Below are 24,643 nucleotides of genomic sequence, written 5' to 3' on the forward strand. Positions count from 1 at the left end.
ACCTTCTCCCAGAATATGAAATCTGCAGGGAAAATGGCGCAGCCAAGTAAAGATGGGTTTAATCCGTGTCATTCCGGCACGAATTTGAATGCAGGTTCGCGTAATGATTTGTTTACGGATTAATGAAGCGTTTACCATGTCGGCTAGGATGAGGCGTTTTTGGGTGGGGGTGACATGGCATCCATTGGATTCTGATCCGTCTGTTGCATACCCCCTCCCGAAACTGCTGCGCAGTTTCGACCTCCCCTCAAGGGGGAGGTAGACACGAGCGCCGCACGTCTCCCTTTGCCTCTCCGGCCGGATCGGCTATCGAGGAAAAACAACAGAAAGCCGCCCATGTCCGACACCAAGCCTGACAAGAAACCGGAAAAGAAAGACCTGATCCGCCCGCTCAGCCATCTTGGCGGCCAAAAGCCGCCGGCGCCCGACTGGTTCGAGAAGGCGATCGCAACCCCTTCCGAAGAAGGCGCGGTGGAAGTCGCCGGCGCGCGCATCCGCTATTCCGTTTGGGGCGAGGATGACGGGGACGAGGGGCGGCGCGGGCTCCTGTTCGTTCATGGCGGCCGGGCGCATCGAAACTGGTGGCGGCCTTTCGCGCCTTTCTTCACGGACAATCGCCGGGTCGCGGCCCTCGACCTCTCAGGGATGGGCGATTCGGACTGGCGGGAGAATTACTCCCTCGATCTCCTCGTGGACGAGGTCTTTGCAGTCATCGACAAGGCGGGCCTTTCGAACCGCGGCCGGCCCATTGTCGTCGGCCATTCTTTCGGCGGATGGGTAACGCTCGCCGCCGTGGAGCGGGAGGGCGAACGGCTCGGCGGCGCGGTGGTCGTAGACTCGCCGCTGGGCGTTCCGGACCCCCATGAAGGCTATACGGTGGTGAAGGCGAAGCCCGCCGGAAGCGATCCCAAGGCTGGGGAAAAACCCAGCGCCCATGTCTATGCGACCAAGGAAGAAATGATCGAGCGCTTCAGGCTGCTTCCCAACCAGCCGGCGGAACATCTTTATTTGATTGACTATATCGCCCGCGAGGGGCTGCGGCCCGCCCAGCCCTCGGAATGCGGCGAACAGAAGGGCGAGGGCTGGACCTGGAAATTCGACCCCGGCGACAAGGGCGCTTTCGAAATTCATTTCGAGCGGGATCTCTTGCGCGCAGCGCGATGTCCGCTCGCCTTCATCTATGGGGAAAAATCGGCCTTCGCTCAGGGCGACGGCATTTCGCATTTGCGGGAACAGGCAAGGGGCCGCTCGCCCTTCGTTATGATTCCCGACGCCTATCACCACCTGATGATGGATCAGCCGCTGGCCTTCGTATCTGCGCTCAGGACGCTTCTTTCGGCCTGGCCGGTGCGCTTCGGCGGCTGATTTGCGAAAGCAGGCGAGAAGACTTGCCCAACTCCTTGAATTCCGCCAAAACACGGGAAATTTTTCAGCGGGGTTTTCATGACTGATGATGCCATCCAGCGCGCGCAAGACGCCGAGGAACACAAGAAATCCTATAACGCCATCATGGGCGCCGCGACGGCTGTCGGCGTGCCATTCTCTCTGGCGCTCGCCATGTTTTTCACGGGACTGGTGACGCGCCAGGGCGTGTTGATGGCCATTTTGCTCGCCGTCGTCGTCTACATCTTCTCCCACATCATCGTGAAAGTCTTCTTCTCACACCACGAATAGCGCGGCGATCCGCAGCCGGAGGCCTGATGAAAATAGCCGTCCTGAAAGAGACGCGGTCCGGCGAGACCCGGGTTGCGGCGACCCCTGAGACTGTCAAAAAATTCATCAGCCTCGGGGCCTCGATCGCCGTGCAGTCCGGCGCGGGCGATGCGGCGCGGTTTTCCGACGCTGATTACGCCGCCGCCGGGGCGCGGGTGAGCCCGAGCGCCGCGGACGCGGTGCAAGGCGCCGACGTCATTTTGAAAGTGCTGGCGCCGTCCTCGGAGGAGCTCCGTGTCTTTCCGCGCGGGGTAAAGCTGATCGGCGTTCTTTCCGCTTACACCGATCCCGATTCCGTCGCGTCTTATGCGCGGCTCGGCGTCGACGCCATGGCGATGGAGCTGATGCCGCGGATTACACGCGCGCAGTCCATGGACGTTCTCTCCTCGCAGTCGAATCTCGCGGGCTACAAGGCGGTGATCGACGCCGCCGCTTATTACGGCCGCGCGCTCCCGATGATGATGACGGCGGCGGGAACCATCGCGGCGGCGAAAGTCTTCATCATGGGCGCTGGCGTCGCGGGGTTGCAGGCGATTGCGACGGCGCGCCGTCTCGGCGCCGTCGTCTCCGCGACCGATGTGCGTTTCGCCGCGAAGGAGCAGGTGAATTCCCTCGGCGCAACCTTTGTCACCGTCGATGAAGAGGCGATGAAAGAGGCCGAAACCGCTGGCGGTTACGCCAAGGAAATGTCCGCCGACTTCCAAAAGCGCCAGGCGGAGTTCGTCGCCGGCCATATCGCCAAGCAGGACATTGTCATCACGACGGCGCTTATTCCCGGCCGTCCGGCGCCGAAGCTCGTCTCCGAAGAGATGGTGCGCGCCATGAAGCCGGGATCGGTGATCGTCGATCTCGCGGTCGAGGCCGGGGGCAATGTGGCTTTGTCGCGCCCCGGCGAGGCCATCGAGACGGGCGGCGTCACCATTCTCGGCTTCAAGAACGTGCCGGGACGGCTCGCCGCAGACGCGTCGAGTCTTTACGCGCGCAATGTCTATAATTTCATCGCCGCTTTCTTCGACAAGGAGCGCAAGAGCTTCAGCGCCGATCCGGAAGACGCGATCATCAAGGCGGTGACGCTGACCCGCGGCGGCGCCGTGGTGCATGAAGCCTTCGCCCCGAAAGAGGCGGAGCCGGTGCTCGAAGCCGAAGCCGAACCGGAAGACGCCCCGGAAGACACGACCGACGCCGAAGACGAAGATTAAGATCTTTTTGGAGGAGCCGCATGGCCGCCGACAAACGCGAACAGGTTGAAGAAGCCGCGAAAGCCGCAGAACAGGCGGCGCAAGCCGCCGAAGCCGCAGCCGCGAACGCCACGGGCAACGCCGAAGCGGCACAAACCGCCGCTGAACAGGCGCGCGACATCGCCGACCAGCTCGCGCTGATCGCGGCGTCGAGCCCGATTTCCGATTTCGTTTTCCTGCTGACGATCTTCGTGCTGGCGATCTTCGTCGGCTATTACGTCGTCTGGTCGGTGACGCCGGCGCTGCACACGCCCTTGATGTCGGTCACCAACGCGATTTCTTCCGTTGTGATTGTCGGCGCGCTTATCGCGCTCGGGGCCGACCTCTCGGATTCGGCGGCGAGCTTCTGGCCGAAAATGTTCGGCTTTCTCGCTGTCGCGCTCGCTAGCGTGAACATCTTCGGCGGCTTCCTCGTCACCCAGAGGATGCTCGCCATGTACAAGAAAAAAGAACGGTAGGGGCGACGCATGGCCGATAATCTCCCAGCGCTCCTTTACGTCGCTTCCGGCATTCTCTTCATCCTCGCACTGCGCGGACTTTCGAGCCCGGAGACCTCGCGTCAGGGCAACCGCTTCGCCATGATCGGCATGGGCATTGCGGTGGTGACGACGCTCTTCGTTCTCGAGGACAAAGGCATCGGCACCTGGTTTTTCGTGCTGCTCGCGATTGCGGCGGGCGCCGTGCCCGGCGCCTATATCGCTCGCAAGATCCCCATGACCGCCATGCCGCAGCTTGTGGCGGCGTTCCACTCGCTGGTGGGTCTTGCTGCGGTGCTGATCGCCTGGGCGGCGTTCCTGGCGCCGCGCGCGTTCAACATTGGCGAGCCTGGGCATATTCACACGGGGTCCATTCTCGAGATGTCGCTCGGCGTCGCTATCGGCGCCATTACCTTTTCGGGCTCGCTGATCGCCTTCGCGAAACTCAACGGCAACATGTCGGGCAAGCCCATCCTGTTGCCCATGCGTCACCCGATCAATCTCGGCCTCGGTCTCCTGATGCTGCTCTTCATCGGCATGCTGATGACGGGGGAGCAGTCGGCGACGACCTTCTTCCTGTTGACGCTCGCGGCCTTCGTGCTCGGCTTCCTCCTCATCATCCCCATTGGCGGCGCCGACATGCCGGTTGTCGTTTCCATGCTCAACTCCTATTCCGGCTGGGCGGCGGCGGGTATCGGCTTCACGCTCGAAAACATGGCGCTGATCATCACCGGCGCGCTGGTGGGCTCATCGGGCGCGATCCTCTCCTACATCATGTGCAAGGGGATGAACCGCTCCTTCATCTCCGTCATTCTCGGCGGCTTCGGCGGCGACGATGCGGCGGCGGGCGCAGGCGGCGATGACGACCGGCCGGTGAAACAGGGCTCGGCCGACGACGCGGCCTTTGTCATGAAGAACGCCAACAAGGTCATCATCGTCCCCGGCTACGGCATGGCGGTGGCGCAGGCGCAGCACGCGCTTAAGGAAATGGCCGACAAGCTGAAAGCAGAAGGCGTCGAAGTGAAATACGCGATCCACCCGGTCGCGGGCCGCATGCCTGGCCACATGAACGTGCTTCTCGCCGAGGCGCAGGTGCCTTATGATGAAGTCTTCGAGCTTGAAGACATAAACTCCGAGTTCCGCACCGCCGATGTCGCCTTCGTCATCGGCGCCAATGACGTGACGAACCCTGCGGCGAAGACCGACAAGACCTCGCCGATCTACGGCATGCCGATCCTCGATGTCGAAAACGCCGGCACGGTGCTCTTCGTCAAACGCTCTATGGCGTCCGGCTACGCAGGCGTTCAGAACGAGCTCTTCTTCCGCGACAACACCATGATGCTGTTCGGCGATGCGAAGAAGATGTGCGAGGAAATCGTCAAGGCCCTTTAGCGCCTCTGCCTTAATGCGGCTTTGCCTCCCCACATTTCCGTGAGGTCCATTGGCGGCGTCTTCAGGCGCGGCTAGGTTGCCCGCATCAGGGCAATGAGAGGGAACCCCATGAAATATTTGATGCTGGGCGCAGCCGCGCTCGCACTCGCAGCATGTTCGCAGGAAACGACGTCGGAACCTGCCGAAACGCCGACCGACGCCATGGCGGCGGGCGACGCCGAGCCGGGCATGGACAATATGGATCACGGCGACATGGACCATGCGGACATGTCGGCGTCGGAAAAACTTGACGCCGTGCTTGACGCGCAGCCGGATGAGATGAAGGCGCGTTACCAATACCGCCATCCGAAAGAGACGCTGGAGTTCTTCGGCGTCGAACCGGGCATGACCGTGGTCGACGTGCTGCCGGGCGAGCCGGGCTGGTATGGCGAGATCCTCGTTCCCTATCTGGGACCGGAAGGCGTGATCATCGGCGCCGATTACTCCGTGGAGATGTGGGGCGAGTTCGGCGGCTTCGCCAATGCAGAGTTTCTCGAAAGCAAGAAATCCTTCAACGAAGATTACGTCGCCTCGGTCGATGCGATGAACGGAGAGGAGGGCGCTCGCGCCGCGGCGTTCCAGTTTGGCTCATTGCCGGCGGAACTCGAAGGAACCGCTGATGTGGTGCTGATGATGCGCGCGGCGCATCACTTCAACCGCTTCAAGGAGGGTGCCTATTTCACCGAAGCGCTCGAAGACATCGACGCGGTCCTTAAGCCCGGCGGGATCGTAGGCGTCGTCCAGCACCGCGCGCAGGAAGATACGCCCGACGACTGGGCGGTCGGCAACGCCGGTTATGTGAAGCAGTCACACATTATTTCTGTCTTCGAAGCGGCCGGTTTCGAACTCGTTGAGGCGAGCGAGATCAACGCCAATCCGGCGGACCGTCCGACGACGGAAGAAGTCGTCTGGCGGCTGCCGCCATCGCTCGGGACGAGCCGCGACAATCCGGAATTGCGCGCCGAGATGGAAGCCATCGGCGAAAGCGACCGCATGACGCTGAAATTCAGAAAGCCGGAATAAGAATTTCCGGATCACGAAAAAAAGCGGCGCTTTTTGAGCGCCGCTTTTTGTTTGAACCGATTTGATCGCCTTCTTACTGGCCCGTGCCGCCGAAGGTGAATTCGCGCATGATATGAAAGCCGAAGGTAAACTGGTTGCGGTCGCCATAGTCAGCGATGATCGGCGACTCGGCGTAATCGCGAAAAATATATTGATAGCTGGCATATGGATTCAATGACCAGCGGTCGCCGATATTGATATAAGCGTTCACGCTGCCGCCCACATCGCGGAAGCCGGAATCGACGTCATAAGGATCGAGGCGCCCGCCCGTCGCGGCCGACTGTTCCGGCGTGATGGAGAAATAAGCGTCTGCGAAATCATCATCGACCCAGGTCGCCTGTCCGCTCGCGGCGAGAGAGACGGGGCCTGCGCGAAAGAGCAGCGCCGTGAGATAGCCGTCCACGACCGTGCCGTGATGGCCGGTCTTGATGGCGTGGCGCGCCTTCGCCTTGAACGCGAAGCGGTCGAGGAAGGTGGTCGCAACGAAGCCGCCCATCTCGAACGTCGTTCCCACGTCGCCAAGACCGTCAAGCGCCGGGTTCTCGTCCTGGTCGCGGCGGCCGCGAATTTTAATGGAGGGACCGGCGCGGAAGCGCGAGAAGCCGACAATGCCGAAGTCCACGCCGTCATCGTCAAGAAAAACGAAATTACGGAACTTTACATAGACCTGCGGATCCGCTCCGAATTCGTAATCGTCCGAGCCAAAATAATCCGGCCTGTAAATCGGGCCAATGCCGAGCGAGAGGTTGGTTTCATCGGGGATGAGAAAGTTCAACGCGCCGAAAAAGTTGCGGTTGTCGTCTTTTTCGCCGAGCGTGATGCGCCCAGCCACCGGATCTTCGCCTTCCGGCCCGTCGCCGAAAATGAGCGGGCGCGTTTTCGGATCGTCGAGCGCATTGGCGTCGCGCTCCTGCTCTGCGGTGAGGATCGCCGCTTCTTCCTGATCGCGCTGATCCTGACGGATCTTGTCACGTTCTTCCTGTCTTGTGGGGCCGAACAGCATAGGGCTGAGATTAGGATCGTCGATCTGGCGCTGGGCGTGCGCCGGCGCGCTTAAAAGGGCGTTTCCTGAAATCGCTGCGGCCAGCGCCGAGAAAATCAGGCCGGCGCGCTTTCCGGGCTCACGCATACTCATACCCATGCTCCGCACCCCGCTATCGTTTTTGCGCATTTGATCCCCAAAACTTGCCATGCGCCCCCAAGGCGCATTTCCCCTGACGTCTTTCCAAATGGGCGGTCTTAGCCGCCTTGTCTTTTTGCCTTGGCCCTTCCCAGCCTTGCAAGCTCCGTGCGGCGGACTTGCGCCCCCGACTTCTTATTCTAGCGGCCCGTTCCCTTAAGACCAGTCAAAGCTGGCGGCCGAAATCGGCGAGAATGGGGCGGAAAGCCTGATTTTCGGCCCGGATGGCCGATTAGCCTCACTTACAGCCTGCATGGGGAAAAGTTCGCAGGGCGCACCGTACGATTTTTCAGGCCATAAAAAAGCCGGCGCGCTGCAAGCGGCCGGCTTTTTTAAACAGTTGATTCGGGGGCGCGCCCTAATCCTTGTCGACGGCGTCGTCGATCGCTTCGCCCGCATTGGTGATGTCGCGGCCGGCGCCTTTGATGGTTTCACAGGAAGACAGGAAGAGGCCAAAGGCCAAAAGAAGCGTAAGAAAGCGCATCATAAACCCCTGATGTAAATGATTTTCAGCGGCCGGACTATGCCCTGAGGCGCGCCAGAAGAAAAGCGCGCCGAAATGAACAGAAGCTTAGATGGCGCCTTCGCGCTGCATCCGCTTGCGCACCAGTTTGCGGGCGCGGCGGACGGCCTCGGCCTTTTGGCGGGCCTTCTTTTCGGACGGTTTTTCGTAGAATTTCCGGCGTTTCATTTCCCGGAACGTGCCTTCGCGCTGCATCTTTTTCTTCAGCGCCTTGAGGGCTTGCTCGACATTGTTGTCGCGGACAAAAATCTGAACCAAGGCCTTGAGCCTCCTTTGAAAATAAAAGCGCCACGGGGCCGCCGCGACGCAAAACCTGTGAAACCAACCCCGGGCCGCCTGTTTCCTGCAGGGGGTGGGGCGTTGGGGCCTATACCAAACGGCCCCCATATTGTCTACATGAGGGGCAGGGCGAGGCCCAAAAAAGGAGGCCCCAGTGACCCATGCTTCAGATGGTGATGAACGCCAAGAAAATCAAGGCTTAAGCAGCGGTTTTGACGCCGAAGGCCGGGCGATCCTGAAAGCTGTGCTCGCCCGCGCGGCGTTTGAGGGGTGGACCGGGCAGGCCCTCGAAGCCGCCGCCCGAGACGCCGGGTATGACCGGGCCGTTCTTGCGGCGGCGTTTCCCCGCGGGGTCGCCGACGCCCTGCGCCAGTGGTCCATGGAGGCGGACGCGGCCATGACGGCCGCCATGACGGGACCGGAGTTCGACAAGGTTAAAATCCGGGAGAAGGTGGCCTTTGCGGTCAAGGCGCGGCTTTCCGCCCTGAAGCCACATAAAGAAGCGGCGCGGCGGGCGGCGGCGACCCTGGCGCTGCCGATTTACGGAACGCTCGGCGCCGAGCTTGCCTGGAAGACGGCGGACGCGATCTGGCGCGGCCTCAAAGATAAATCGACGGATTTCAACTTCTATTCAAAACGCGGAATTCTGACCGGGGTATGGGTGTCGACGCTTGCCCGCTGGCTTGCCGATGACAGCGCTGACGAGGCGGCGACAAATGCGTTTCTCGACGCGCGGATAGAGAATGTCATGCAAATCGAGAAGCTCAAGGGAAAAATCCGTGAGCTGAATATCGATCCGAAAAAGCCGGTCGAGTGGCTGGCGAAGCTTCGCTATCCAGCGCCTCCTGGTGCGAAAGACGACGAGACCTGGGACGAAGCTGAAGTCGACGAGACACTGGATGAATCCTTTCCGGCGAGCGATCCGCCCGGATGGACGCCTGGAAAAATTTAAATTTTTGACCATTCCATTTTGTCTCAATTGATCGGCTTTATTTTTTAAACTCGGCTCCTAGTTAGGGCCGAATATAGACAAGTTTAGCGGCCCTCTATAAAGTTCAGTCAGTTCAGTATCCTTTCTATGACATCGAAACTTCGCCGCCTGGCGCGCCAAAGGCGCGCCGGTTTTGTGCAGCGATGTCATTTCGCTGAATTTTGGGGAGAGAAGAATGGCCATCCAGAAACCGACATCCATTCAATGCCGTTGCGGGGCGCAGTTTCGCGCCTCTTTTTATGAAAGCATGAACATTTCCCGCTCTCCCGATCTGCGTGAAAAAATCATCGCCGGCGAGCTTCACCGCGTGACGTGCCCAACCTGCAAGAGCACGTTTACGGCGGAGAACACGTTCCATTATGTGGATCCGGACAGAGGCGCCGTTTATCTCGTCCGTCCGCGCGGCGCGCGGCATTTATGGCGCGAAGACACAGGCGTCATGGCGTCGACGGCGCAGCAATGGCCCGACCAGATCATCGATGCCGGCAAGGCGAAGATGCGCGTCGTCTTCGGCATGGACGAGCTTCGCGAGAAACTCGTCGCCGAAGATGCGAAGATCGATGACGGCGTCCTTGAACTCCTGAAGGTGTTGGTTATCAACGAACATCCCGTGCTGCTTCAGCGGCCGCGGTTGCGGCTCTCTCTCGGCGAGATCAATGACCGGGAACTCGTCTTCAACGCCGCCTATGAGCACAGCGACAAGGCGTTCGAAGTGTCCTTGCCGCGGCTGGTGGCGGACGGCGTGCTCGGCAAGGAGAAAGAGCTCAAACAATGGTCGGGCGAGGTGCACGGGTCCGAGAGCATCGCCAGCGATGAAGCGGGATGGACGAATATCTGGCGGCTGTCGCCGCAACCATCGTCATTGCATGAGTTGAAAGCGCAGGGCGCGCGTCTTGACGCCGGTCAGGATCTCGATACGGACTCTTCCGCGTTCAGGAAAATGATCAAGGGCCTGCCGCGCGGCAACCATCTGCCGGGATGGGCGAAACTGGAGCTCAAAAAACTGTTCGACTACGCCAAGGCGAAAAAACTCGGCGAGTTGCAGGATGCGCTCTTTGAAATCCGTTTTAACATCCAGCTCGAAGACGACTGGACGCAGAATCAGGATGAAGAAGACGTCGCCACCTTGTGGCAGCTTCTGCGCGATTTGCCCGACAACAATGTGGAAGGCAATACGAAGATCCGTGAGCTGCTGCTAGGCGAGGGGTCCGGCGGCGGCTGGTATTCGCCGACGTCCCATGACATCTCCATCGGCGAAAAGGAAATCACCAACAGCGCCCGATTCGCCTCCGTCGTACGTCATGAAATCGGCCACGCCGTTCACGAGATGAACGATGACAAAATCAACGGATGGCTGGAAGCGGCGTTCGGCTGGCGTATTTTTACGGCCACCGATCGCGGCGTCGACGACTGGGTCGAGCTCATGGGCGGATGGGGCTCGCTTTCCAAAAAAGAAAAGAAAGAAGTGCGCGAATATCTCATCTCAGCGCTCGGGCGCGGAGGGAGTTGGCATCCCGGGCCGACGCCGATTCCGCCCACGGGCCATCCGTGGTGGAAGGCGACTTTCGGGCCGAGGCTCGCTTATGAGAAAACGGGCTCCTACTGGTACAATAATTTCCAGAACTGGCACGTCAAAAGCGGCTACGCCTTTTATCTCAATTACTGGTATCAGACCTTCATGGCGGTGAAGACGGATGCGTTAAAACTGATTGCGAAAATGCCGTCCAGCTACGCCGCCATGTCGCATTACGAATTTTTTGCGGAATTATACGCGCTCTATTTCGATCACGACGATCCGCGCCGCAAACATCTCCCCGATGAGGTGGTGCAATGGTTCCAGAACCATATCGAAGCGCAGCCCGCCATGATGATGAGCCCGGCGCCGCCGCGCGAAAAAGAGGCCTATGAGGAAATCGTGCGGCCTGAAAAGAAAAAACGGAAAACGACCGGTAAAAAGAAAAAATAGCGGCGTTCGCTTTCGATCCTTCGAGGCGCACAAATTTCTTCATCCTGAGGAGGCCGTAAGGCCGTCTCGAAGGGTGAAGAAATTTGTGCTCCTCAGGATGAAGGCAAGTTCTAAGGAGGCCGCCAAAGCGGCTTAACTCACTTCCGCCGTCATGAAGGCGTCGCTCGCCGCGCCGAGGCGATCGGCGAAATGATTGGTGAAGGTCATGACATCTTCGACCGTGACGCCCTGATGATACAGGAGGATCGCAATCGCGGCGACAGCGAGTCCGGCGAAGCGGGCGACGCACTGACCGGCGGCAAGGAAGATGAAAGCGGCCGCGCCGATCTGGGCAAGCCCGGCATACTCGCCCTGCATCAATGTTGCGAGAATTCCCTCGACAGATGAAAAATCGGCCATTGCCGGCGTCGCTGCTGCGGTTGGGCTTGTTATCGCCCCGGCGCCGTTGAACACGAGAAACGCGGAGCCGATGCCCTGAATGAATTTTCGGAAGGCGGGAAACGTAAGATGGGAGTGGGACGCGCTGTAACGCGAGGGCGCCGGATAAAACGGCAGTGAAACGGCTCTAGATGCTGCGGCCATGACGTACCTAACCTTTCTGACCAACTCTCTTGCCCAGTTGCTGGGCTGTCTCTTCAATCCCTCGTCGAACTTTGTCCCGATAGTGAAAGGATGCGAGGGAAGTATGGTCAGAGTGTGGCGCGGCCCGTGTGACCGCGGGCACAGTTCCGTCACGTTTTCTTGAGGACGATTTTAGCCGACGTCGGCGGCTTGGAAGGCGTGGCCGCCGCGCCGATCCGCTGCGCGAGATTGCATTGCGGGGGCGGCGCGGGAATAAATCGGCGGATCTTCAGGAGAGTGATATGCCAGACGCACCAACCATCAGAGAAATCCGCAGCGCCGATTTCGATCAATGTGCGCCCCTATGGAACGGCTATAATGCATTCTACGGACGCTCCGGAGCAACGGCGCTGCCTGATGCGGTGACCGAGGCGACATGGCAGCGGTTTTTCGATCCTGCCGAGCCAGTGAATTGTCTCGTTGCAGATGCGGACGGGGAGCTTATCGGCTTCGCCCACTATATCTTTCACCGCAGCACCTCGATGATGAACCACAATTGCTACTTGCAGGATCTCTTCACCGCAGAAGCGGCGCGCGGGAAGGGCGTGGCGCGCGCTTTGATCGAGGCGGTTTATGAGCGTGCGAAATCGGCGGGGTCCAACCGCGTCTACTGGCTCACGCATGAAACGAATTCGATGGCGCGCATGCTTTACGACAATGTCGCGACGCGGTCGGGCTTCATCCAGTACCAGAAGAATTTTTAGGACTTCACCGAAATGCGGTTCACATGACCCATCTTGCGGCCGGGACGCGCCTCGCGCTTGCCGTAAAGATGGACGCCGGCCTGCGGTTCGGCGGCGAGCGCGCGCCATTCATTGACCTCGTCGCCGATGAGGTTTTCCATGATGGCGTTGGAGTGGCGCGCCGGATCGCCGAGCGGCCATCCGGCGACAGCGCGGATATGCTGCTCGAATTGCGAGACGGCGCAGCCGTCCTGCGTCCAGTGCCCGGAATTGTGAACCCGCGGCGCATATTCGTTGACGATGACGTCGCCGTTGTCGAGCACGAAAAACTCAACGCCGATGACGCCCACATAATCGAGCGCTTCGAGCATGTCGCAAGTCACCTTGCGGGCTTTGTCGATAGTCGCCGCGGTCACCTTCGCCGGGACAGTCGAGGTTTTGAGGATGCCGTTGCGGTGAACATTCTCCGGCGGATCGTACATCTTGACGTCGCCGTCCGCGCCTCGCGCGCCGATGATGGAGATTTCCCGCGTGAAGGGAACGAAGCCTTCGAGGATCGAGGGCGCCGCGCCGACTTCCGCCCAGGCGAACTCAATGGCCTTTTCATAGGCGCCCGAAAGATTGCTGTCTTCCGCGGTGATCCGCGTCTGACCCTTGCCGTCATAACCGAGCCGCCGGGTCTTCAGGATCGCAGGCCGTCCGACCTTTTCAAGGCCTTCCTTCAACGAGGCGAGATCGTCGACGGGATGAAAGGCGGCGGTCTTGGCGCCGATGGAATTGGCGAACTGTTTTTCAATAAGGCGGTCCTGTGCGGTTTCGAGCGCCTTCGCGCCGGGCCGCACGGCGACGCCGAGATTGGTGAGAAATTCGACCGCCTCGACAGGCACGTTCTCGAATTCATATGTGACGGCGTCGACGGATTTGGCGAAGGCGGCAAGCGCCGGTTCGTCGAGATAACCCGCCACCGTATGCTCAGACGCCGCATCATAGGCGGGCGCGCGATCGTCCGGACACAGAATATGCGTGCGAAGCCCGAGCTCCGCCGCCGCGGTCGCCAGCATCCGGCCGAGCTGGCCGCCGCCCAATATTCCGATGGTTCCGTTGGGTTCGACGTTCATCAATCTTCGACGGTTTCAGGGACGCTATTTGTCTGTGAGGCGCGCCATTTGTCGAGACGCGCGGCGAGCGCCTCGTCGCCGGTTGCAAGGATGGCGGCGGCGAGAAGGCCAGCGTTGGCCGCGCCCGCTTCGCCGATGGCGACGGTCGCGACAGGCACGCCCGCCGGCATCTGCACAATGGAGAGAAGGCTATCGAGGCCTTTGAGCGCTTTCGACTGCACCGGCACGCCGATCACAGGCAGCGGCGTCATGGAAGCGGCCATGCCCGGCAAATGCGCTGCGCCGCCGGCCCCAGCGATGATGACTTTTAAACCGCGCGCCTTAGCGTCCTCGGCATATTCATAGAGGCGTTTCGGGGTGCGATGAGCGGAGACGACTTTAGTCTCGTAGGCGACGCCGAGCGCGTCGAGCATCTCCGCAGCCTTGGCCATCACCGGCCAGTCCGAGCGCGAGCCCATGATGACGCCCACTTTCGGATCGGTCTTCGCGCCCGCCATTGTTGTCTCCGGCTCTAGGAAAGCGGGGCTTATAGCAGGCGTCGGGGATGGCGCAAGCAAAGTCGGAGAAGAGGGCGGTCCGGAACGAGGAGACGCCAGCCATAGACGGGGGCGCGAGAGCCAGCGCCTCCTCTCACCGGACGCGGGAGCTGGTCGCGATCTCGAAGGGGACTTCGCACGACCTGTTCCGCAAGAGCCAAACTGGGGCGGCGCGACCATTGTCACAAGGGCCATTCGGCGAAGCGAGCGGTCTCTGCGCCGAAGCGACGGCATGTCCTAAATGACTGGAATAGCTGGCCTAATGAGCGGGATTCTGCGCGTCCGCGCACGAATCCCCTTTACTGGCCGTAACCGAGAAATCACGTTAATCAGAACTGGGGAGAGTAGCGCTCAACGCGCTGGCAGCGGGAGGGAATGATGAAGATTGGCGACGCGCCGAAGGCGGGTGGGGCGAGCCGAATCGACCGGAAACGCGGGGTCGGAGCAGCGTCGCCGGCCAACAGCACAATAGCCCCTTCCGATCAAATCGTGCTGGCCGGCGTGCCGGAAGCCGAACTGACGCCGAAAGTGCGCGAGGCCCTGATCTCGCTCATGCAGGAAGTCAGGAGCCTTCGCGACCAGCTGCAATGGTCGCAGGAGCGCATCAACGAACTCGAACGGCTCGCCGACAGCGACCCCTTGCTCGACATCTATAACCGCCGCGCTTTCGTGCGCGAGCTCGATCGCGCCCTCGCCATGATCGACCGTTATGACATGAAAGCCAGCCTCGTTTTCGTCGATCTCAACGATCTTAAAAAAATCAACGATCAGATGGGCCATAGCGCGGGCGACGCGGCGCTCGCCCATGTGGCGAAAGTGCTCACGGCCAATCTCCGCCAGACGGATGCTGTGGGCAGGCTCGGCGGCGACGAATTCGGCGTTCTCTTAACGCAGGCCGATCAGGCGACGGCGCAGATGAAAGCGGAGCAACTGACGCGCGCAGTCTCGGCAGAGCCTGTGGAATGGAACGGAAAGGGCTTCGCCGCCCATGTCTCCTGCGGCGTCGTCGAAATCGCGAGAGGCCTTTCCGCCGATGAAGCGATGGAGCGCGCCGACAGCGCCATGTATGAGATGAAGTCGCGCAAGAATGGCGATTAGGCGATAATATCCGGCAGCATATTATCTTTGATCTCTTGGATCAGGTCTTTCAGGGCGAGCTTCTTCTTTTTCAGCCGCGCGATAGTAAGGCGTTCGTAAGGCGAGTTCAATTCAAGCGACGTGATCGCCGAGTCGAGGTCGCGATGCTCCTGCTCCAGCGTCGCGAGGCGGATGGCGAGCGCCTCGTCATTAGCGCCGTCGAAATCCTTGTCGTTAGCGGCGAAGCGCTTGCGCGACAGGAGATCGCCATTGAGCGACGCCGCAGGGGCGGGCCGGTCAGGCTTGCCGTTATCGTCTTCGCCGTCGCTCATCATTATTATTGACCGCCCGCAGCGTGAGTATCCCCGCCCGGGAAAATATGGTCGATCAGATCGCGAAGCAATGCGGTTGAAAAGCCGTCGCGGCGCGGCGCGTCGATGAGGCTCGCATAGAGGGCGATATTGTTCCGCGCCGCCGACAGCATGCCGTCGCGCGCAATGGGCGCGGCCGGGCGGGAGAGATTGAACAGGATGTCCTGTTCATGGTGCTCTGCGGAGAGCTCGATTTCCTTGAGTTGCGTGTAAAACTCTGCGGGTCCGAGTTCATGGGCGTTATGGCGCGCCTCGCGCAAGGGATCGACAACCCCTTCGGACCATTCCTTTGTGGCGCGCTCGGCGGCGCGCACGGCGTCTTCGCTTAAGGCCTCGCCCTCGGTCGCGCGCCAGCAGCACCAGAGCGAAAGATTCACATCGAAACCGAAGCTGTCCTGAAGATAAATCAGCCGGTTCTTAACGCCGGGCATTTCATAGGCGTCGAGCGACCACTGCCAGAAACGGTGCCCTTTCGGCTTGCTCATTTTTCGCGCCTTCCTTTTTCAAGGTCCTCGCCCCAGCGTTTGACGAGCGGCGTTTCGATCCCGAAGAGATCGAGCGCGCGGCCGACCGACTGATCCACGAGATCGTCAAGGCTTTGGGGTTCGGCGTAGAAAGCGGGCAGCGGCGGCGCGATGACGGCGCCCATTTCCGCCAGCTGCGTCATGGTCCGCAAATGGCCAAGATGCAGCGGCGTTTCGCGCACCATCAGAACCAGCTTGCGCCCCTCTTTCAAAACGACGTCCGCAGCGCGCGACAATAACGTGCCGGTGACGCCGGTTGCAATTTCCGACATGGTCTTGACCGAACAGGGCGCGATCAACATGCCGAGCGTCTTGAACGAGCCCGACGAAACCGGCGCGCCCACATCGCCGATAGCGTAGCGGCGGTCGGCCAGTTCGGCGAAGTCGGCCGCCGATTGGTCGAGCTCGTAGCGAATGGTCATTTCGCTCGCCCGGCTCAAAACAAGGTGAGTCTCGACGTCCGTCCCACGCAGCGCCTCAAGCGCCCGGCGTGCATAAATTGCGCCGGAAGCGCCGGTCACGCCGATAACCAGTCTGCGGGTCGTTTTCATAGCGAACTCAATATCTTGTCAGGTATTTCATACCGTAATGATGAACAGACCGCCAACAAATTCGGCTGCCCGCGATTCTTTGAAGAATCCGTGACAGTCCCCGGCTTTTCATGCTTATATAGAAGACGTCATCACCCAGCAAAGGAGGCCAATTATGGCGATAAAAGCTCACATGGAAACGCTCAACAGGCGGCACCAGGAGCTGGAGGCGGCCATTGCCGCCGAGACGAAATCTCCTAGTCACGACGACCTGCGAGTGGTGGAGCTGAAACGCCAAAAACTCAAAATCAAGGACCAGCTAGAAGAACTCCGGACGCAGAGCAATTTGAACTGACAGGGTCCTTGCCGGCGGCGCAAAAAATAAAGACGGCGCCGGATGTGAACTTTTGAAAACTTAATTTCCAAATAAAATAGCGGCGCACGGAAAAGTGCGCCGCGTGCTATTTTAAGGAGCCGCTTTCATGGGTCAACGAACGGTCATCATCACCGGCGCGGCGCGCGGCGTCGGCGCAGCCTGTGCGCGGCGCTTTGCAGAGAATGGCGACCGTCTGGTGCTCGCGGACCCGGACGAAGAGGCGGGGAAAGCGTTTGCTGAAGAGCTTGGCCATGGCGGCGTCGAGGCCGCCTTCGTTCATGCGGATGTCACGAACCGCCTGCATGTGCACAATGTCATCGCCGAGGCGCTCGATAATTACGGGAGCATCGACGTGCTCGCCCATACCGTTATGGCGCAGTTCTCGGCGCCATTTCTGGAAACCAGCGAGGACGATTTTGACCGCATCGTGGCGGCGAATATCCGCGGCGCGTTTCTCATCAACCAGGCGGTGGCGAAACAATTCGTCAAGCGGCTTGAGGGAGAGGGGGGCGACAGCGCTGCGCCCGGCGTCATCGTAAATATCGGCTCCGTTGAGGCGGTGACCGCCGCCGCCGATCATGTGGCTTTCGCAACGTCCCAGGGCGGGCTGCACCAGCTCACCAAGGCTGTCGCGATCGCCATGTCGCCCTATGGCGTGCGCGCCAATCTTGTTGGCGTCGGCGCGATCAAGGGCGACCTTGAAGAAGGCGAGCGAGAGGGCGAACGCGAGGCGACGCCCCTGAAACGCATCGGCGACCCGGACGAGGTGGCGGAAGTCGTCTTCTTCCTCGCCAGTCCCGCAGCGTCCTACGTCACCGGCCAGACCGTCTATGTGGACGGCGGAAAGCTCGCCGCGCATGCCGGCGGCGCGAAGAAAAAGAAGAAATAAAGCTTAGTCGTCGTCGCTGTCGCTGCCGCCGGTGAAATCGGCGAACACCTTGTCGAGGTCGACTTTCTTCTCGCGCGTTTCTTCGGCGTCCTGATCGGTTGTCTGATCCTGAACGGGCTCCAGAGAGGGGCCGGCGTCGGGTTGGGGCTCGTCCTTCATCAGCTTGGCGCGCTTCGCGGCGGCTTTGCGGACCACGCCGTCAAGATCGATCTGCGAGCAGAGGCCGAGGCCCACCGGATCGCGCGGCTGCAGGTTCGCGGAGTTCCAGTGCGTGCGGTCGCGTACGGACTGAATCGTGGTTTTGGTCGTGCCGAGAAGCTTCGCGATTTGCGCGTCGGAGACTTCCGGGTGATTGCGCACCATCCACGCGATGGCGTCGGGGCGGTTCTGGCGCTTCGACACCGGCGTGTAGCGCGGTCCCTTGCGCGGCTTTTCCGCGACGATGGTTTTCGGCCGGGAGATTTTGAGGCGATAGGCTTCGTCCGCTTCGCCTTTTTCGATTTCGTCGCGCGCCAATTGGTGATTGGTGATAGGGTCGATGCCGCGCACGCCCGCCGCCACGTCGCCATCGGCGATGCCTTTCACCTGCAACGGATGCAGGCCGCAGAAATCGGCGATCTGATCGAAACTCAAGGACGTGTTGTCGATCAGCCAGACGGCGGTTGCGATGGGCATTAGCGGACGGTCGGCCATGTCTTGTCTCCAATGGGTCGGCCCAAAAAGCTTCGGCGAGCGGCTCCCCTTCCGGGAAGCCGCGCTAACCGCCGGAATTTCGGGGAAAGCGACGCGCCTGAGCGCGATTGCTGGCGATATAGACCGTTTGGGCCCGCCCGCCAAGGAGGACGAGAAAATTTAGGGGACCCTGAGGATTATTTTCCCCACATGGCCGCCGGATTCCATGCGTTTATGGGCCTCAGCGGCTTCCGCGAGGGGGAAGATTTCGTCGAGCACCGGCTTGAAGTCTCCGCTTTCGAGCTTCGGCCAGACTTGGCGCCTGATGTCGGCGGCGAGGCGGGCCTTTTCCGGAAAAGGCCGCGACTTCATGGTGGAGCCGGTGAGGCGCAGGCGGTTCCTCATGATCGTGAAGATGTTGATCCGCGCTTCTGCGCCGCGCAGCATGGCGATGGAGACATGGCGCCCGCCGAAATTGAGACAGGAAAGATTGCGCTGCACGAAATCGCCGCCCGCCATGTCGAGCACCACATCGGCGCCGCCAAGCTGGGCGACATCGTCCTCCCATCTGTCTTCGTCATATAGAAACGCCGCATCGGCGCCGAGCGTCTTCGCCGCCGCGCATTTTTCTTCCGTGCCGCAGGTGACGAGGACGCTCGCGCCGAACGCCTTGCCCAGGCCGATGGCGGTGACGCCGATGCCGCTGGTCCCGCCATGAACGAGCAGGGTCTCGCCGGCTCTCAATGAGGCGTCATCGAAGACATTGGCCCACACGGTGAACACTGTTTCCGGCAAACCCGCAGCGTCCTCCATGGAAAGGTTGCTTGGGACAGGGAGGCATGACCCTGCATCGGCGGCGGCGTATTGCGCATATCCGCCGCCGGTTAAAAGCGCGCAGACCAAGTCGCCGGGTTTCCAGCCCCGGACATCGGCGCCAACCGCCGCGATGCGTCCCGCGCATTCGAGGCCGGGAAGATCGCTCGCGCCCGGCGGCGGCGGATAAAGACCTTGACGCTGCAAAACCTCCGGCCGGTTGACGCCCGCCGCCGCGACGCGGATCAGCACTTCATTGGGTTTCGGGACCGGGACCGGGCGCTCGCAAAGTTGCAACACCTCCGGCCCGCCGGGTTCAGTGATTTCGATGGCCTGCATCGTCTCAGGTTGGGCGTCTGGTTGGGCGTCGGTCATTGATATTGCTCGTCTTGTGCGCCCATTCTTGCCTTAAACCGCCCGATTCCGCAAAGTGTGCGCCCAAGCCGCAGAGAAAAGCCCGAAGGGAGGACCATCGTGAACGATGAACCGCTCAACGAAAAGCCGGACATGACCCTCGGATTCCTGAAGAAGCAGGATCTCTACGGGATGTCCGTTGGCGATCTCGAAGAGCGCATCGAGGCGCTGAAGACGGAAGTCTTGCGATGCGAAGCGGCGCTCAACGACCGTGGAAACACCCGGTCCGAGGCAGAGAAGCTGTTCAAATTTTGAGCTTGAGCCTTTAGGACGCGGCGACGCCGCGCTTCTACTGGAAGAACAGGCTTTTCACGACGCTGGTGATGACGGCGATGATGTAGACCATCGACAAAACCCACGCGCCTGTGAAAACAAGCAGCACCGGTATGTTTTTCCAGGCGAACAGCGGATTGTTTTTAAGATCCTGCTTCAAACGCTTTTTGTTGCGGCGTTCTCTACCTGCAATGATCCTGATGAAATAAGAGCCGAGATGGAGGCGGATGTCCGCCGGCCCGGAATCCTTCGAGGATTTCGCCATCGCCTTTTCGATGGCGATCCGCTGTTCAGCTGTCAGGCTGGCGCGGATATCGGCTTCCATCCCCTCCCAAAACCAGCTGATTTCTTCTTCGCCGGATACGGCCTGGCTTTCAGACATAGTTTCCACCCGCGGTTTTCCCGGCGGCTTTCTGGGGGGCCGCGCAGGGTCGCGAACATGTAGTTTCCTAAGCGCAACGCTAATGAGGAAAGATGAAGGTCAGGATAAAACTTCGGCCCAATGATAGGGCGGATTTTACTGACTGTGTTTAGGTTTCAGACACACAAACGCTCAGATGGCCGCCATTTTTTGAAGAAAGGCCTAGTCCGCCTTGGCGAGATAGCCCGCCAGCATATCGAGCTCCGCATCGGTGATCACGGTCGGCTTGAAGGGCGGCATGCCGTTGAGCCCGTTGCGGACGATGTATTTCACATAATCCGACGTCAGGTCTTCGCGCTGTTCGAGGACGGCGTAGCCTGCGCCGCGCGTCGCCGCCAATTGGAATGTGCCGGGATGCTCTTCGCCCGCTCCATGGCAATGGACGCATTGCGCATTGAAAATCTGCTGGCCGCTCAACGCCGGTCGCGCGGGATCTTCCGGTTTGACGAAAGCGGTTCGGGAGGCCGCAGCGTCAGCCTGCCGTGTTGCGGCTGGCTGAGACGGTTCCGCTTCCGGCGATATGACGCGCGCGTCATCGTCGCTGCCGCCGCAAGCGGCAAGGAGAGAGACGAGACCGGCAAGCGCGGCGAAGGAAAGGGCGCGGGTCATTATGCTTTCCTCCGCTTGCTGCCCCAGATTCCCGACTTGCCTGGCGCAAGAATGCCGTTGGGGTCCAGCGCGTCCTTGATCGTGTCGTGCATCTTCCAGAGCGAACCGTTGTTCCAGTTATAGGTCGCGGCGATGCGGTCCATGTAGCGGATATGGGTTCGGTACTCGCCATAGCCTTCCGCCGCCGCTTCATCGACGAGCACATTGAAGAGACCGTCGAGCTTCTTGCGCTCGTCGGGGTTCTTCTTGTCGTAGACAATGACGGTCACATGATGGAGATCGCGCCAGCCGATGGCGAGCAGGCCCATATAGTCAAACCCGTATTCACGCACGCGGGACGATACCATCTGATATTGCTTGATAGCGTCGGCGCCGGTGATGGGCGAGACTGGCGAAAAGCCCACATGACCGCCGCCGCCCGCCCAGTTGAGAAAATTGAACTCGGTGAGTTTGGGCACACCCTTCATGGTCTCCGCGCGATGTAAGAGGAGATCGAATTTGTGCCGCCGGTCTTCGGGGAAATAGAATTTGACGCCGGGAATGTCGGCGAAGCTATCCCTGATCGCCGTCCAGAGCGTGTCCATCAAAGGCGGCGGCCCATAAAGCGCGCCGCAGAAATTCCACATGCCGAGATCCAAGTCGGCCATGATGGTTTTTGCAATACTCGGCGGGATCGGTCCGTCGCCATCGTAATAGGCGCTTCTGGTTTTGGTGATCGCCGCATCGAGCACAAGGTTCCTCACCGTAGCGCCGTTCTGGATGACGCCGTTGACCTTCAGCGGGCGCAGCCGTTCGACCACAGTCTCGATGTCGTCCTCGTTCTCGAAGGTGATGAGATAGGGGCGGTAGCCGGCGGGCTCCGGCATCAGCCAGATGCCCATCTTGGTCACGATGCCGAAATTCGACTGCGAGAACATGCCGTCGACATAAGGCCCGAAGCCGTATTTGAAGAGCTGCCAGGTGTTGTTGCCGGGCATGGCGCCCATGCCGGTGCGGATAACCTCGGCGTTGGGCAGGACGACTTCCATCCCGCATTGCATGGCGAAATGGTCGCCATAGGGCGTGTAGCCGATGCCGTGATCGAGCGCGTTGCCGACGACCGAACCCCAGCCCGGATCGGGCACGTCGATCCAGAGTTTGAGGCCCTTCTCCTGAATGTAGTTGTAAAGATCGAAATAGCTGACGCCAGGTTCGACCAGCGCGTAGCCGAACTCCTCATTGACTTCGAGAATGCGGTTCATGCGGTTGAGATCGAGAACGACGGTTCCCGACATCACCGGCGCGGCGCCGCCATAGGCGAAATTCTTGCCGCGCGAGACCGGCCAGAGCGGCACGCCGAATTCATTCGCGACACGGACGATTTCCTGAACCTGCTCCACCGAATGCGGCGCAATGGCGGCGTAGGCTTTATAATCGTCTTCGTTGTTGGAGATGGTGTAGGGATCGTCATAGGGCGAGAGGTTCTCGTCCGTGAAGACCCATTCGTCGCCGACAATGCGGCGAAAGCGCTCCATGGCGCTATTCATGGCTTCGGCGGAAACGCCTTCGGGCAGGAGTGCAGTCATGATCAGGCCATCCCGTCTTTACTGGTCGTGCGGATTTCCCAGGCGTAGAGGTCGCGCCCAACGCGTTCGATGTGCGCAGACGCAATGCGTCGCGGCTGGAGCAGGGTTCTGAGGCAGAAATAAAACGACTCTGTCGTCACGCCGCGGAATGTCTGCGGGCTTTTTGCAGCCGCGTGAATCACTTCCTTGACCCATTCCGCGGAGAGATCGCCATTGACGGGCGTCAATGAGCCGAAAGGAGAAACGCTTCTCGCGATCCCGCGCGCTTCATCGAAACGCGTATCGTAAAAAAAACTGCCGGAAGCGTTCACGCCGCCTTGCGAACCCGTGTGCGCAAGGGCGGGCGCGGCCACGATGGAAGAGACGGATGATTGGAGAAAAAGACGCCGTTTCATTGCATGTGCGAAGCCGCAACGCCTAGAGCGTTTTCGCGGTTTGCCTTCGCCCTCCCACTTATATTTATAGTGGGGATCAGTATTAGCGGGTTTGAAAGACTGTCAATGACTGAACGCGTAGAGCATTAGGACGAGAACGCAAACGGCCTTGGCGGCCTCATTCAGCCGGTAAGGGGATGTGCTCCGTCTCATCCGGCGGCAGGGTGAAAACGGTTCCCTGGAAATTTTGCGCCGCAGATGCTGTCCAGTCGGCCTTCGCCTTTTCAATGCGCTCCTGCGATGAAGAGACGAGGTTCCACCAGATTTTGCGTTCACCGATAGGCGCGCCGCCGAGCAGCATGAGTTTCGAGTCCTCCGCAGCGGCGATCATCGGTACTGCATTCTTTGCAAAGACGATCATCGAACCGCGCTTGTGGCGCGCGCCGTCTATATCGACGGCGCCGGCGAGAATATAGAGGGCGCGCTCTTCATATTCCTGTGGCAGCGGAATATCGGCGCCGGCTTTCGCTTCAACGCCGAGATAGAACATGGGCGAAAAAGTTTTCGCCGGCGAGGTTTCGCCGAAGGCCGATCCGGCGATCAGGCGCATAAGGAGGCCCGGCCGCTCGATGACGGGGAGGCTTGCTTTCGGATGGTGATGGAATTCCGGCGCGGTTTCCTCATCGGCTTCGGGCAGGGCGAACCAGCTTTGAATGCCGTGCATGGTCTGGCCGTTTTTGCGCGGGGCGTCGTCCGTGCGTTCGGAATGGACGATCCCGCGTCCGGCGATCATCCAGTTGACGTCGCCGGGCCGGATTACCTGATCGAACCCCAGACTGTCGCGATGGCGGATTTCGCCGTCGAAGAGATAGGTGACGGTGGCGAGCCCGATATGGGGGTGCGGGCGCACGTCGATGCCGGCGCCCGGCGGGAATTCCGCCGGTCCCATCTCGTCAAAGAAAATGAAGGGGCCCACCGTGCGGCGTTTCGCATAGGGAAGGACGCGCCCGACGGTGAAGCCGCCGAGATCGCGCATGCGCGGTTCAATAACGATGTCGATGCTCATGAACGCCAGTCTTGCGCGCGAGGAGGGCCTTTATCAAGCCGCCTGAATGATGCGCTTGGTGATGGCGCGGATATCCCTTTCGGCCGACTGGATCGCTGGCGACGTGTCGGGCCCCATGCCGATGAACAGCTTGTAGCCTTCTTCGAGGCTGAAGATCTGCAACACCGCCTGGCGCACTTCCGTGTCGGTGAGTTTCGGATTGGCGGCCCGCACCAGATAATAGATGAACCGCCCGATGGGCCGGTAAAGCTCACGCACCATCTCGCGGGCTTCCTCGCCGGAGCCGGCGAAACCCCAGAGCTGATAGAAAAACTGATGGCTCTCCCGGGCGTTTCGCACATAAAACTCGACGACGTTCAGGAGAATCTCCAGCGGCGTGTCACGGCCCGCCTCGAACTGGGAAAGGTGCTCCTCCACATAATCGGTCAGCGCTTCGCGCATCATGGCGTCGATCAGGGAATTTTTGGTCGGAAAATGATAGGTGAGATTGCCGACGGCGATTCCAGCCTCGTCTGCGACCTTTCGAAGCGACAGACCGGCATGGCCGTTCTTGGTGAAGACCTTGTGGGCGGCTTTCAGGATCCGTTCGATAGTGTTGCGGGTTCGGTCTGTCCTGCCATTTCCGATCTGGATGGTCGGCCGCGCGCTGCGAAGGTCATTAAGATGGGTAAGGATTGCATTCAGGGCTTTTTCAGTCTCATACTCGCCCTTAATTGCGGAATTGATTTCACTTTTTCCTAAATTGTGTGCTTGATCTGTTGACGGCGGCATGTCTCCCCCTTAAATCGCCGTTTTTCCTAGGTCATCCGACCTAATCAGGTTTTGGCGTACTAGACAAGCTAATGAAGATCG

The 24,643-nt window shown here is 60.3% G+C and carries 30 protein-coding genes; 13 read left to right on the plus strand and 17 right to left on the minus strand.

What is annotated here, in order from left to right; genetic code table 11:
- The first annotated feature begins 336 nt into the window (after positions 1 to 336).
- The 6 genes from ACQY5P_RS00345 (at position 337) to ACQY5P_RS00370 (ending at position 5,881) form a co-directional block, all read left to right on the plus strand.
- On the plus strand, positions 337 to 1,365 hold the full coding sequence (locus tag ACQY5P_RS00345) for an alpha/beta fold hydrolase (RefSeq protein WP_428408843.1): 1,029 nt from the start codon (positions 337 to 339) through the stop codon (positions 1,363 to 1,365).
- 78 nt (positions 1,366 to 1,443) lie between these two features.
- Entirely contained in the window at positions 1,444 to 1,674 is a 231-nt protein-coding gene (locus tag ACQY5P_RS00350; protein WP_428408844.1) for a hypothetical protein, read from the plus strand.
- Positions 1,675 to 1,700: 26 nt separating this feature from the next.
- On the plus strand, positions 1,701 to 2,912 hold the full coding sequence (locus ACQY5P_RS00355; protein WP_428408845.1) for a Re/Si-specific NAD(P)(+) transhydrogenase subunit alpha: 1,212 nt from the start codon (positions 1,701 to 1,703) through the stop codon (positions 2,910 to 2,912).
- 20 nt (positions 2,913 to 2,932) lie between these two features.
- Positions 2,933 to 3,409 (plus strand): proton-translocating transhydrogenase family protein, encoded by a 477-nt coding sequence (locus ACQY5P_RS00360; protein ID WP_428408846.1) that lies wholly within the window; start codon positions 2,933 to 2,935, stop codon positions 3,407 to 3,409.
- Between the two features lie 9 nt (positions 3,410 to 3,418).
- Complete coding sequence (locus ACQY5P_RS00365) at positions 3,419 to 4,819, plus strand: NAD(P)(+) transhydrogenase (Re/Si-specific) subunit beta (RefSeq protein WP_428408847.1); 1,401 nt, start codon at positions 3,419 to 3,421, stop codon at positions 4,817 to 4,819.
- A 108-nt stretch (positions 4,820 to 4,927) separates the two neighbouring features.
- Entirely contained in the window at positions 4,928 to 5,881 is a 954-nt protein-coding gene (locus ACQY5P_RS00370) for a class I SAM-dependent methyltransferase (RefSeq protein ID WP_428408848.1), read from the plus strand.
- A gap of 73 nt (positions 5,882 to 5,954) precedes the next feature.
- Here the strand turns inward: ACQY5P_RS00370 and ACQY5P_RS00375 are convergent, their stop codons facing one another.
- From ACQY5P_RS00375 to rpsU, 3 genes are all read right to left on the minus strand, one after another.
- A complete protein-coding gene (locus tag ACQY5P_RS00375; protein ID WP_428408849.1) occupies positions 5,955 to 7,055 on the minus strand; it encodes a MipA/OmpV family protein in 1,101 nt (366 codons plus the stop codon).
- A 403-nt stretch (positions 7,056 to 7,458) separates the two neighbouring features.
- A complete protein-coding gene (locus ACQY5P_RS00380) occupies positions 7,459 to 7,587 on the minus strand; it encodes an entericidin A/B family lipoprotein (RefSeq protein WP_428408850.1) in 129 nt (42 codons plus the stop codon).
- Positions 7,588 to 7,671: 84 nt separating this feature from the next.
- A complete protein-coding gene (gene rpsU, locus ACQY5P_RS00385; protein WP_428408851.1) occupies positions 7,672 to 7,881 on the minus strand; it encodes a 30S ribosomal protein S21 in 210 nt (69 codons plus the stop codon).
- Between the two features lie 175 nt (positions 7,882 to 8,056).
- On the opposite strand from rpsU, the gene ACQY5P_RS00390 reads away from it, so the two are divergent.
- Together ACQY5P_RS00390 and ACQY5P_RS00395 are read left to right on the plus strand one after the other, a co-directional pair.
- Positions 8,057 to 8,854, plus strand: a complete 798-nt coding sequence (locus tag ACQY5P_RS00390) for a COQ9 family protein (RefSeq protein WP_428408852.1) — start codon at positions 8,057 to 8,059, stop codon at positions 8,852 to 8,854.
- A 214-nt stretch (positions 8,855 to 9,068) separates the two neighbouring features.
- A complete protein-coding gene (locus ACQY5P_RS00395) occupies positions 9,069 to 10,859 on the plus strand; it encodes a CpXC domain-containing protein (protein ID WP_428408853.1) in 1,791 nt (596 codons plus the stop codon).
- A 132-nt stretch (positions 10,860 to 10,991) separates the two neighbouring features.
- Here ACQY5P_RS00395 and ACQY5P_RS00400 read toward each other — a convergent pair whose 3' ends face one another.
- Positions 10,992 to 11,441 (minus strand): hypothetical protein, encoded by a 450-nt coding sequence (locus tag ACQY5P_RS00400; RefSeq protein WP_428408854.1) that lies wholly within the window; start codon positions 11,439 to 11,441, stop codon positions 10,992 to 10,994.
- Positions 11,442 to 11,722: 281 nt separating this feature from the next.
- On the opposite strand from ACQY5P_RS00400, the gene ACQY5P_RS00405 reads away from it, so the two are divergent.
- The gene (locus ACQY5P_RS00405) at positions 11,723 to 12,184 is read left to right on the plus strand and encodes an N-acetyltransferase family protein (protein ID WP_428408855.1); all 462 of its coding nucleotides are present in this window, start codon (positions 11,723 to 11,725) and stop codon (positions 12,182 to 12,184) included.
- Here ACQY5P_RS00405 and ACQY5P_RS00410 read toward each other — a convergent pair.
- Entirely contained in the window at positions 12,181 to 13,281 is a 1,101-nt protein-coding gene (locus ACQY5P_RS00410) for a 5-(carboxyamino)imidazole ribonucleotide synthase (RefSeq protein WP_428408856.1), read from the minus strand. The genes ACQY5P_RS00405 and ACQY5P_RS00410 overlap by 4 nt on opposite strands.
- Complete coding sequence (purE, locus tag ACQY5P_RS00415) at positions 13,281 to 13,778, minus strand: 5-(carboxyamino)imidazole ribonucleotide mutase (protein WP_428408857.1); 498 nt, start codon at positions 13,776 to 13,778, stop codon at positions 13,281 to 13,283. The genes ACQY5P_RS00410 and purE overlap by 1 nt, the downstream gene beginning before the upstream one ends.
- Before the next feature lie 414 nt (positions 13,779 to 14,192).
- On the opposite strand from purE, the gene ACQY5P_RS00420 reads away from it, so the two are divergent.
- Positions 14,193 to 14,915 (plus strand): GGDEF domain-containing protein, encoded by a 723-nt coding sequence (locus ACQY5P_RS00420; protein WP_428408858.1) that lies wholly within the window; start codon positions 14,193 to 14,195, stop codon positions 14,913 to 14,915.
- Here ACQY5P_RS00420 and ACQY5P_RS00425 read toward each other — a convergent pair.
- From ACQY5P_RS00425 to ACQY5P_RS00435, 3 genes are read right to left on the minus strand one after another with little or no spacing between them, the layout of a single operon-like run.
- Positions 14,912 to 15,229, minus strand: coding sequence for a YdcH family protein (locus ACQY5P_RS00425; protein WP_428408859.1), 318 nt, complete (start codon positions 15,227 to 15,229; stop codon positions 14,912 to 14,914). The two genes, ACQY5P_RS00420 and ACQY5P_RS00425, sit on opposite strands and share 4 nt — an antisense overlap.
- A gap of 2 nt (positions 15,230 to 15,231) precedes the next feature.
- Positions 15,232 to 15,750, minus strand: a complete 519-nt coding sequence (locus ACQY5P_RS00430) for a TIGR02444 family protein (RefSeq protein ID WP_428408860.1) — start codon at positions 15,748 to 15,750, stop codon at positions 15,232 to 15,234.
- On the minus strand, positions 15,747 to 16,340 hold the full coding sequence (locus ACQY5P_RS00435) for a UbiX family flavin prenyltransferase (RefSeq protein WP_428408861.1): 594 nt from the start codon (positions 16,338 to 16,340) through the stop codon (positions 15,747 to 15,749). The genes ACQY5P_RS00430 and ACQY5P_RS00435 overlap by 4 nt, the downstream gene beginning before the upstream one ends.
- A gap of 154 nt (positions 16,341 to 16,494) precedes the next feature.
- On the opposite strand from ACQY5P_RS00435, the gene ACQY5P_RS00440 reads away from it, so the two are divergent.
- Together ACQY5P_RS00440 and ACQY5P_RS00445 are read left to right on the plus strand one after the other, a co-directional pair.
- A complete protein-coding gene (locus ACQY5P_RS00440; protein ID WP_428408862.1) occupies positions 16,495 to 16,674 on the plus strand; it encodes a YdcH family protein in 180 nt (59 codons plus the stop codon).
- Positions 16,675 to 16,801: 127 nt separating this feature from the next.
- Positions 16,802 to 17,584, plus strand: a complete 783-nt coding sequence (locus ACQY5P_RS00445; RefSeq protein ID WP_428408863.1) for an SDR family NAD(P)-dependent oxidoreductase — start codon at positions 16,802 to 16,804, stop codon at positions 17,582 to 17,584.
- Positions 17,585 to 17,587: 3 nt separating this feature from the next.
- On the opposite strand, the gene ACQY5P_RS00450 is transcribed toward ACQY5P_RS00445, so the two are convergent.
- A complete protein-coding gene (locus ACQY5P_RS00450; RefSeq protein ID WP_428408864.1) occupies positions 17,588 to 18,277 on the minus strand; it encodes a DUF1013 domain-containing protein in 690 nt (229 codons plus the stop codon).
- Between the two features lie 159 nt (positions 18,278 to 18,436).
- The gene (locus ACQY5P_RS00455; protein ID WP_428408865.1) at positions 18,437 to 19,444 is read right to left on the minus strand and encodes an NAD(P)H-quinone oxidoreductase; all 1,008 of its coding nucleotides are present in this window, start codon (positions 19,442 to 19,444) and stop codon (positions 18,437 to 18,439) included.
- A 99-nt stretch (positions 19,445 to 19,543) separates the two neighbouring features.
- On the opposite strand from ACQY5P_RS00455, the gene ACQY5P_RS00460 reads away from it, so the two are divergent.
- Positions 19,544 to 19,738 carry a DUF1192 family protein gene (locus ACQY5P_RS00460; protein ID WP_428408866.1) on the plus strand — a complete coding sequence of 65 codons (195 nt, stop codon included), beginning with the start codon at positions 19,544 to 19,546 and terminating at the stop codon, positions 19,736 to 19,738.
- Positions 19,739 to 19,772: 34 nt separating this feature from the next.
- Here the strand turns inward: ACQY5P_RS00460 and ACQY5P_RS00465 are convergent, their stop codons facing one another.
- From ACQY5P_RS00465 to ACQY5P_RS00490, 6 genes are all read right to left on the minus strand, one after another.
- Positions 19,773 to 20,138, minus strand: a complete 366-nt coding sequence (locus ACQY5P_RS00465; protein WP_428408867.1) for a hypothetical protein — start codon at positions 20,136 to 20,138, stop codon at positions 19,773 to 19,775.
- Positions 20,139 to 20,339: 201 nt separating this feature from the next.
- A complete protein-coding gene (locus ACQY5P_RS00470) occupies positions 20,340 to 20,786 on the minus strand; it encodes a c-type cytochrome (RefSeq protein ID WP_428408868.1) in 447 nt (148 codons plus the stop codon).
- Entirely contained in the window at positions 20,786 to 22,351 is a 1,566-nt protein-coding gene (locus ACQY5P_RS00475) for an FAD-binding oxidoreductase (RefSeq protein WP_428408869.1), read from the minus strand. Before ACQY5P_RS00475 ends, ACQY5P_RS00470 begins: the two co-directional genes overlap by 1 nt.
- A gap of 2 nt (positions 22,352 to 22,353) precedes the next feature.
- A complete protein-coding gene (locus tag ACQY5P_RS00480; protein ID WP_428408870.1) occupies positions 22,354 to 22,746 on the minus strand; it encodes a hypothetical protein in 393 nt (130 codons plus the stop codon).
- 157 nt (positions 22,747 to 22,903) lie between these two features.
- The gene (locus tag ACQY5P_RS00485) at positions 22,904 to 23,791 is read right to left on the minus strand and encodes a pirin family protein (protein ID WP_428408871.1); all 888 of its coding nucleotides are present in this window, start codon (positions 23,789 to 23,791) and stop codon (positions 22,904 to 22,906) included.
- 33 nt (positions 23,792 to 23,824) lie between these two features.
- Entirely contained in the window at positions 23,825 to 24,562 is a 738-nt protein-coding gene (locus ACQY5P_RS00490; RefSeq protein ID WP_428408872.1) for a TetR/AcrR family transcriptional regulator, read from the minus strand.
- Positions 24,563 to 24,643 lie beyond the last annotated feature (81 nt).

It is taken from the genome of Hyphococcus sp. (assembly GCF_965267305.1).
Classification (GTDB): domain Bacteria; phylum Pseudomonadota; class Alphaproteobacteria; order Caulobacterales; family Parvularculaceae; genus Hyphococcus.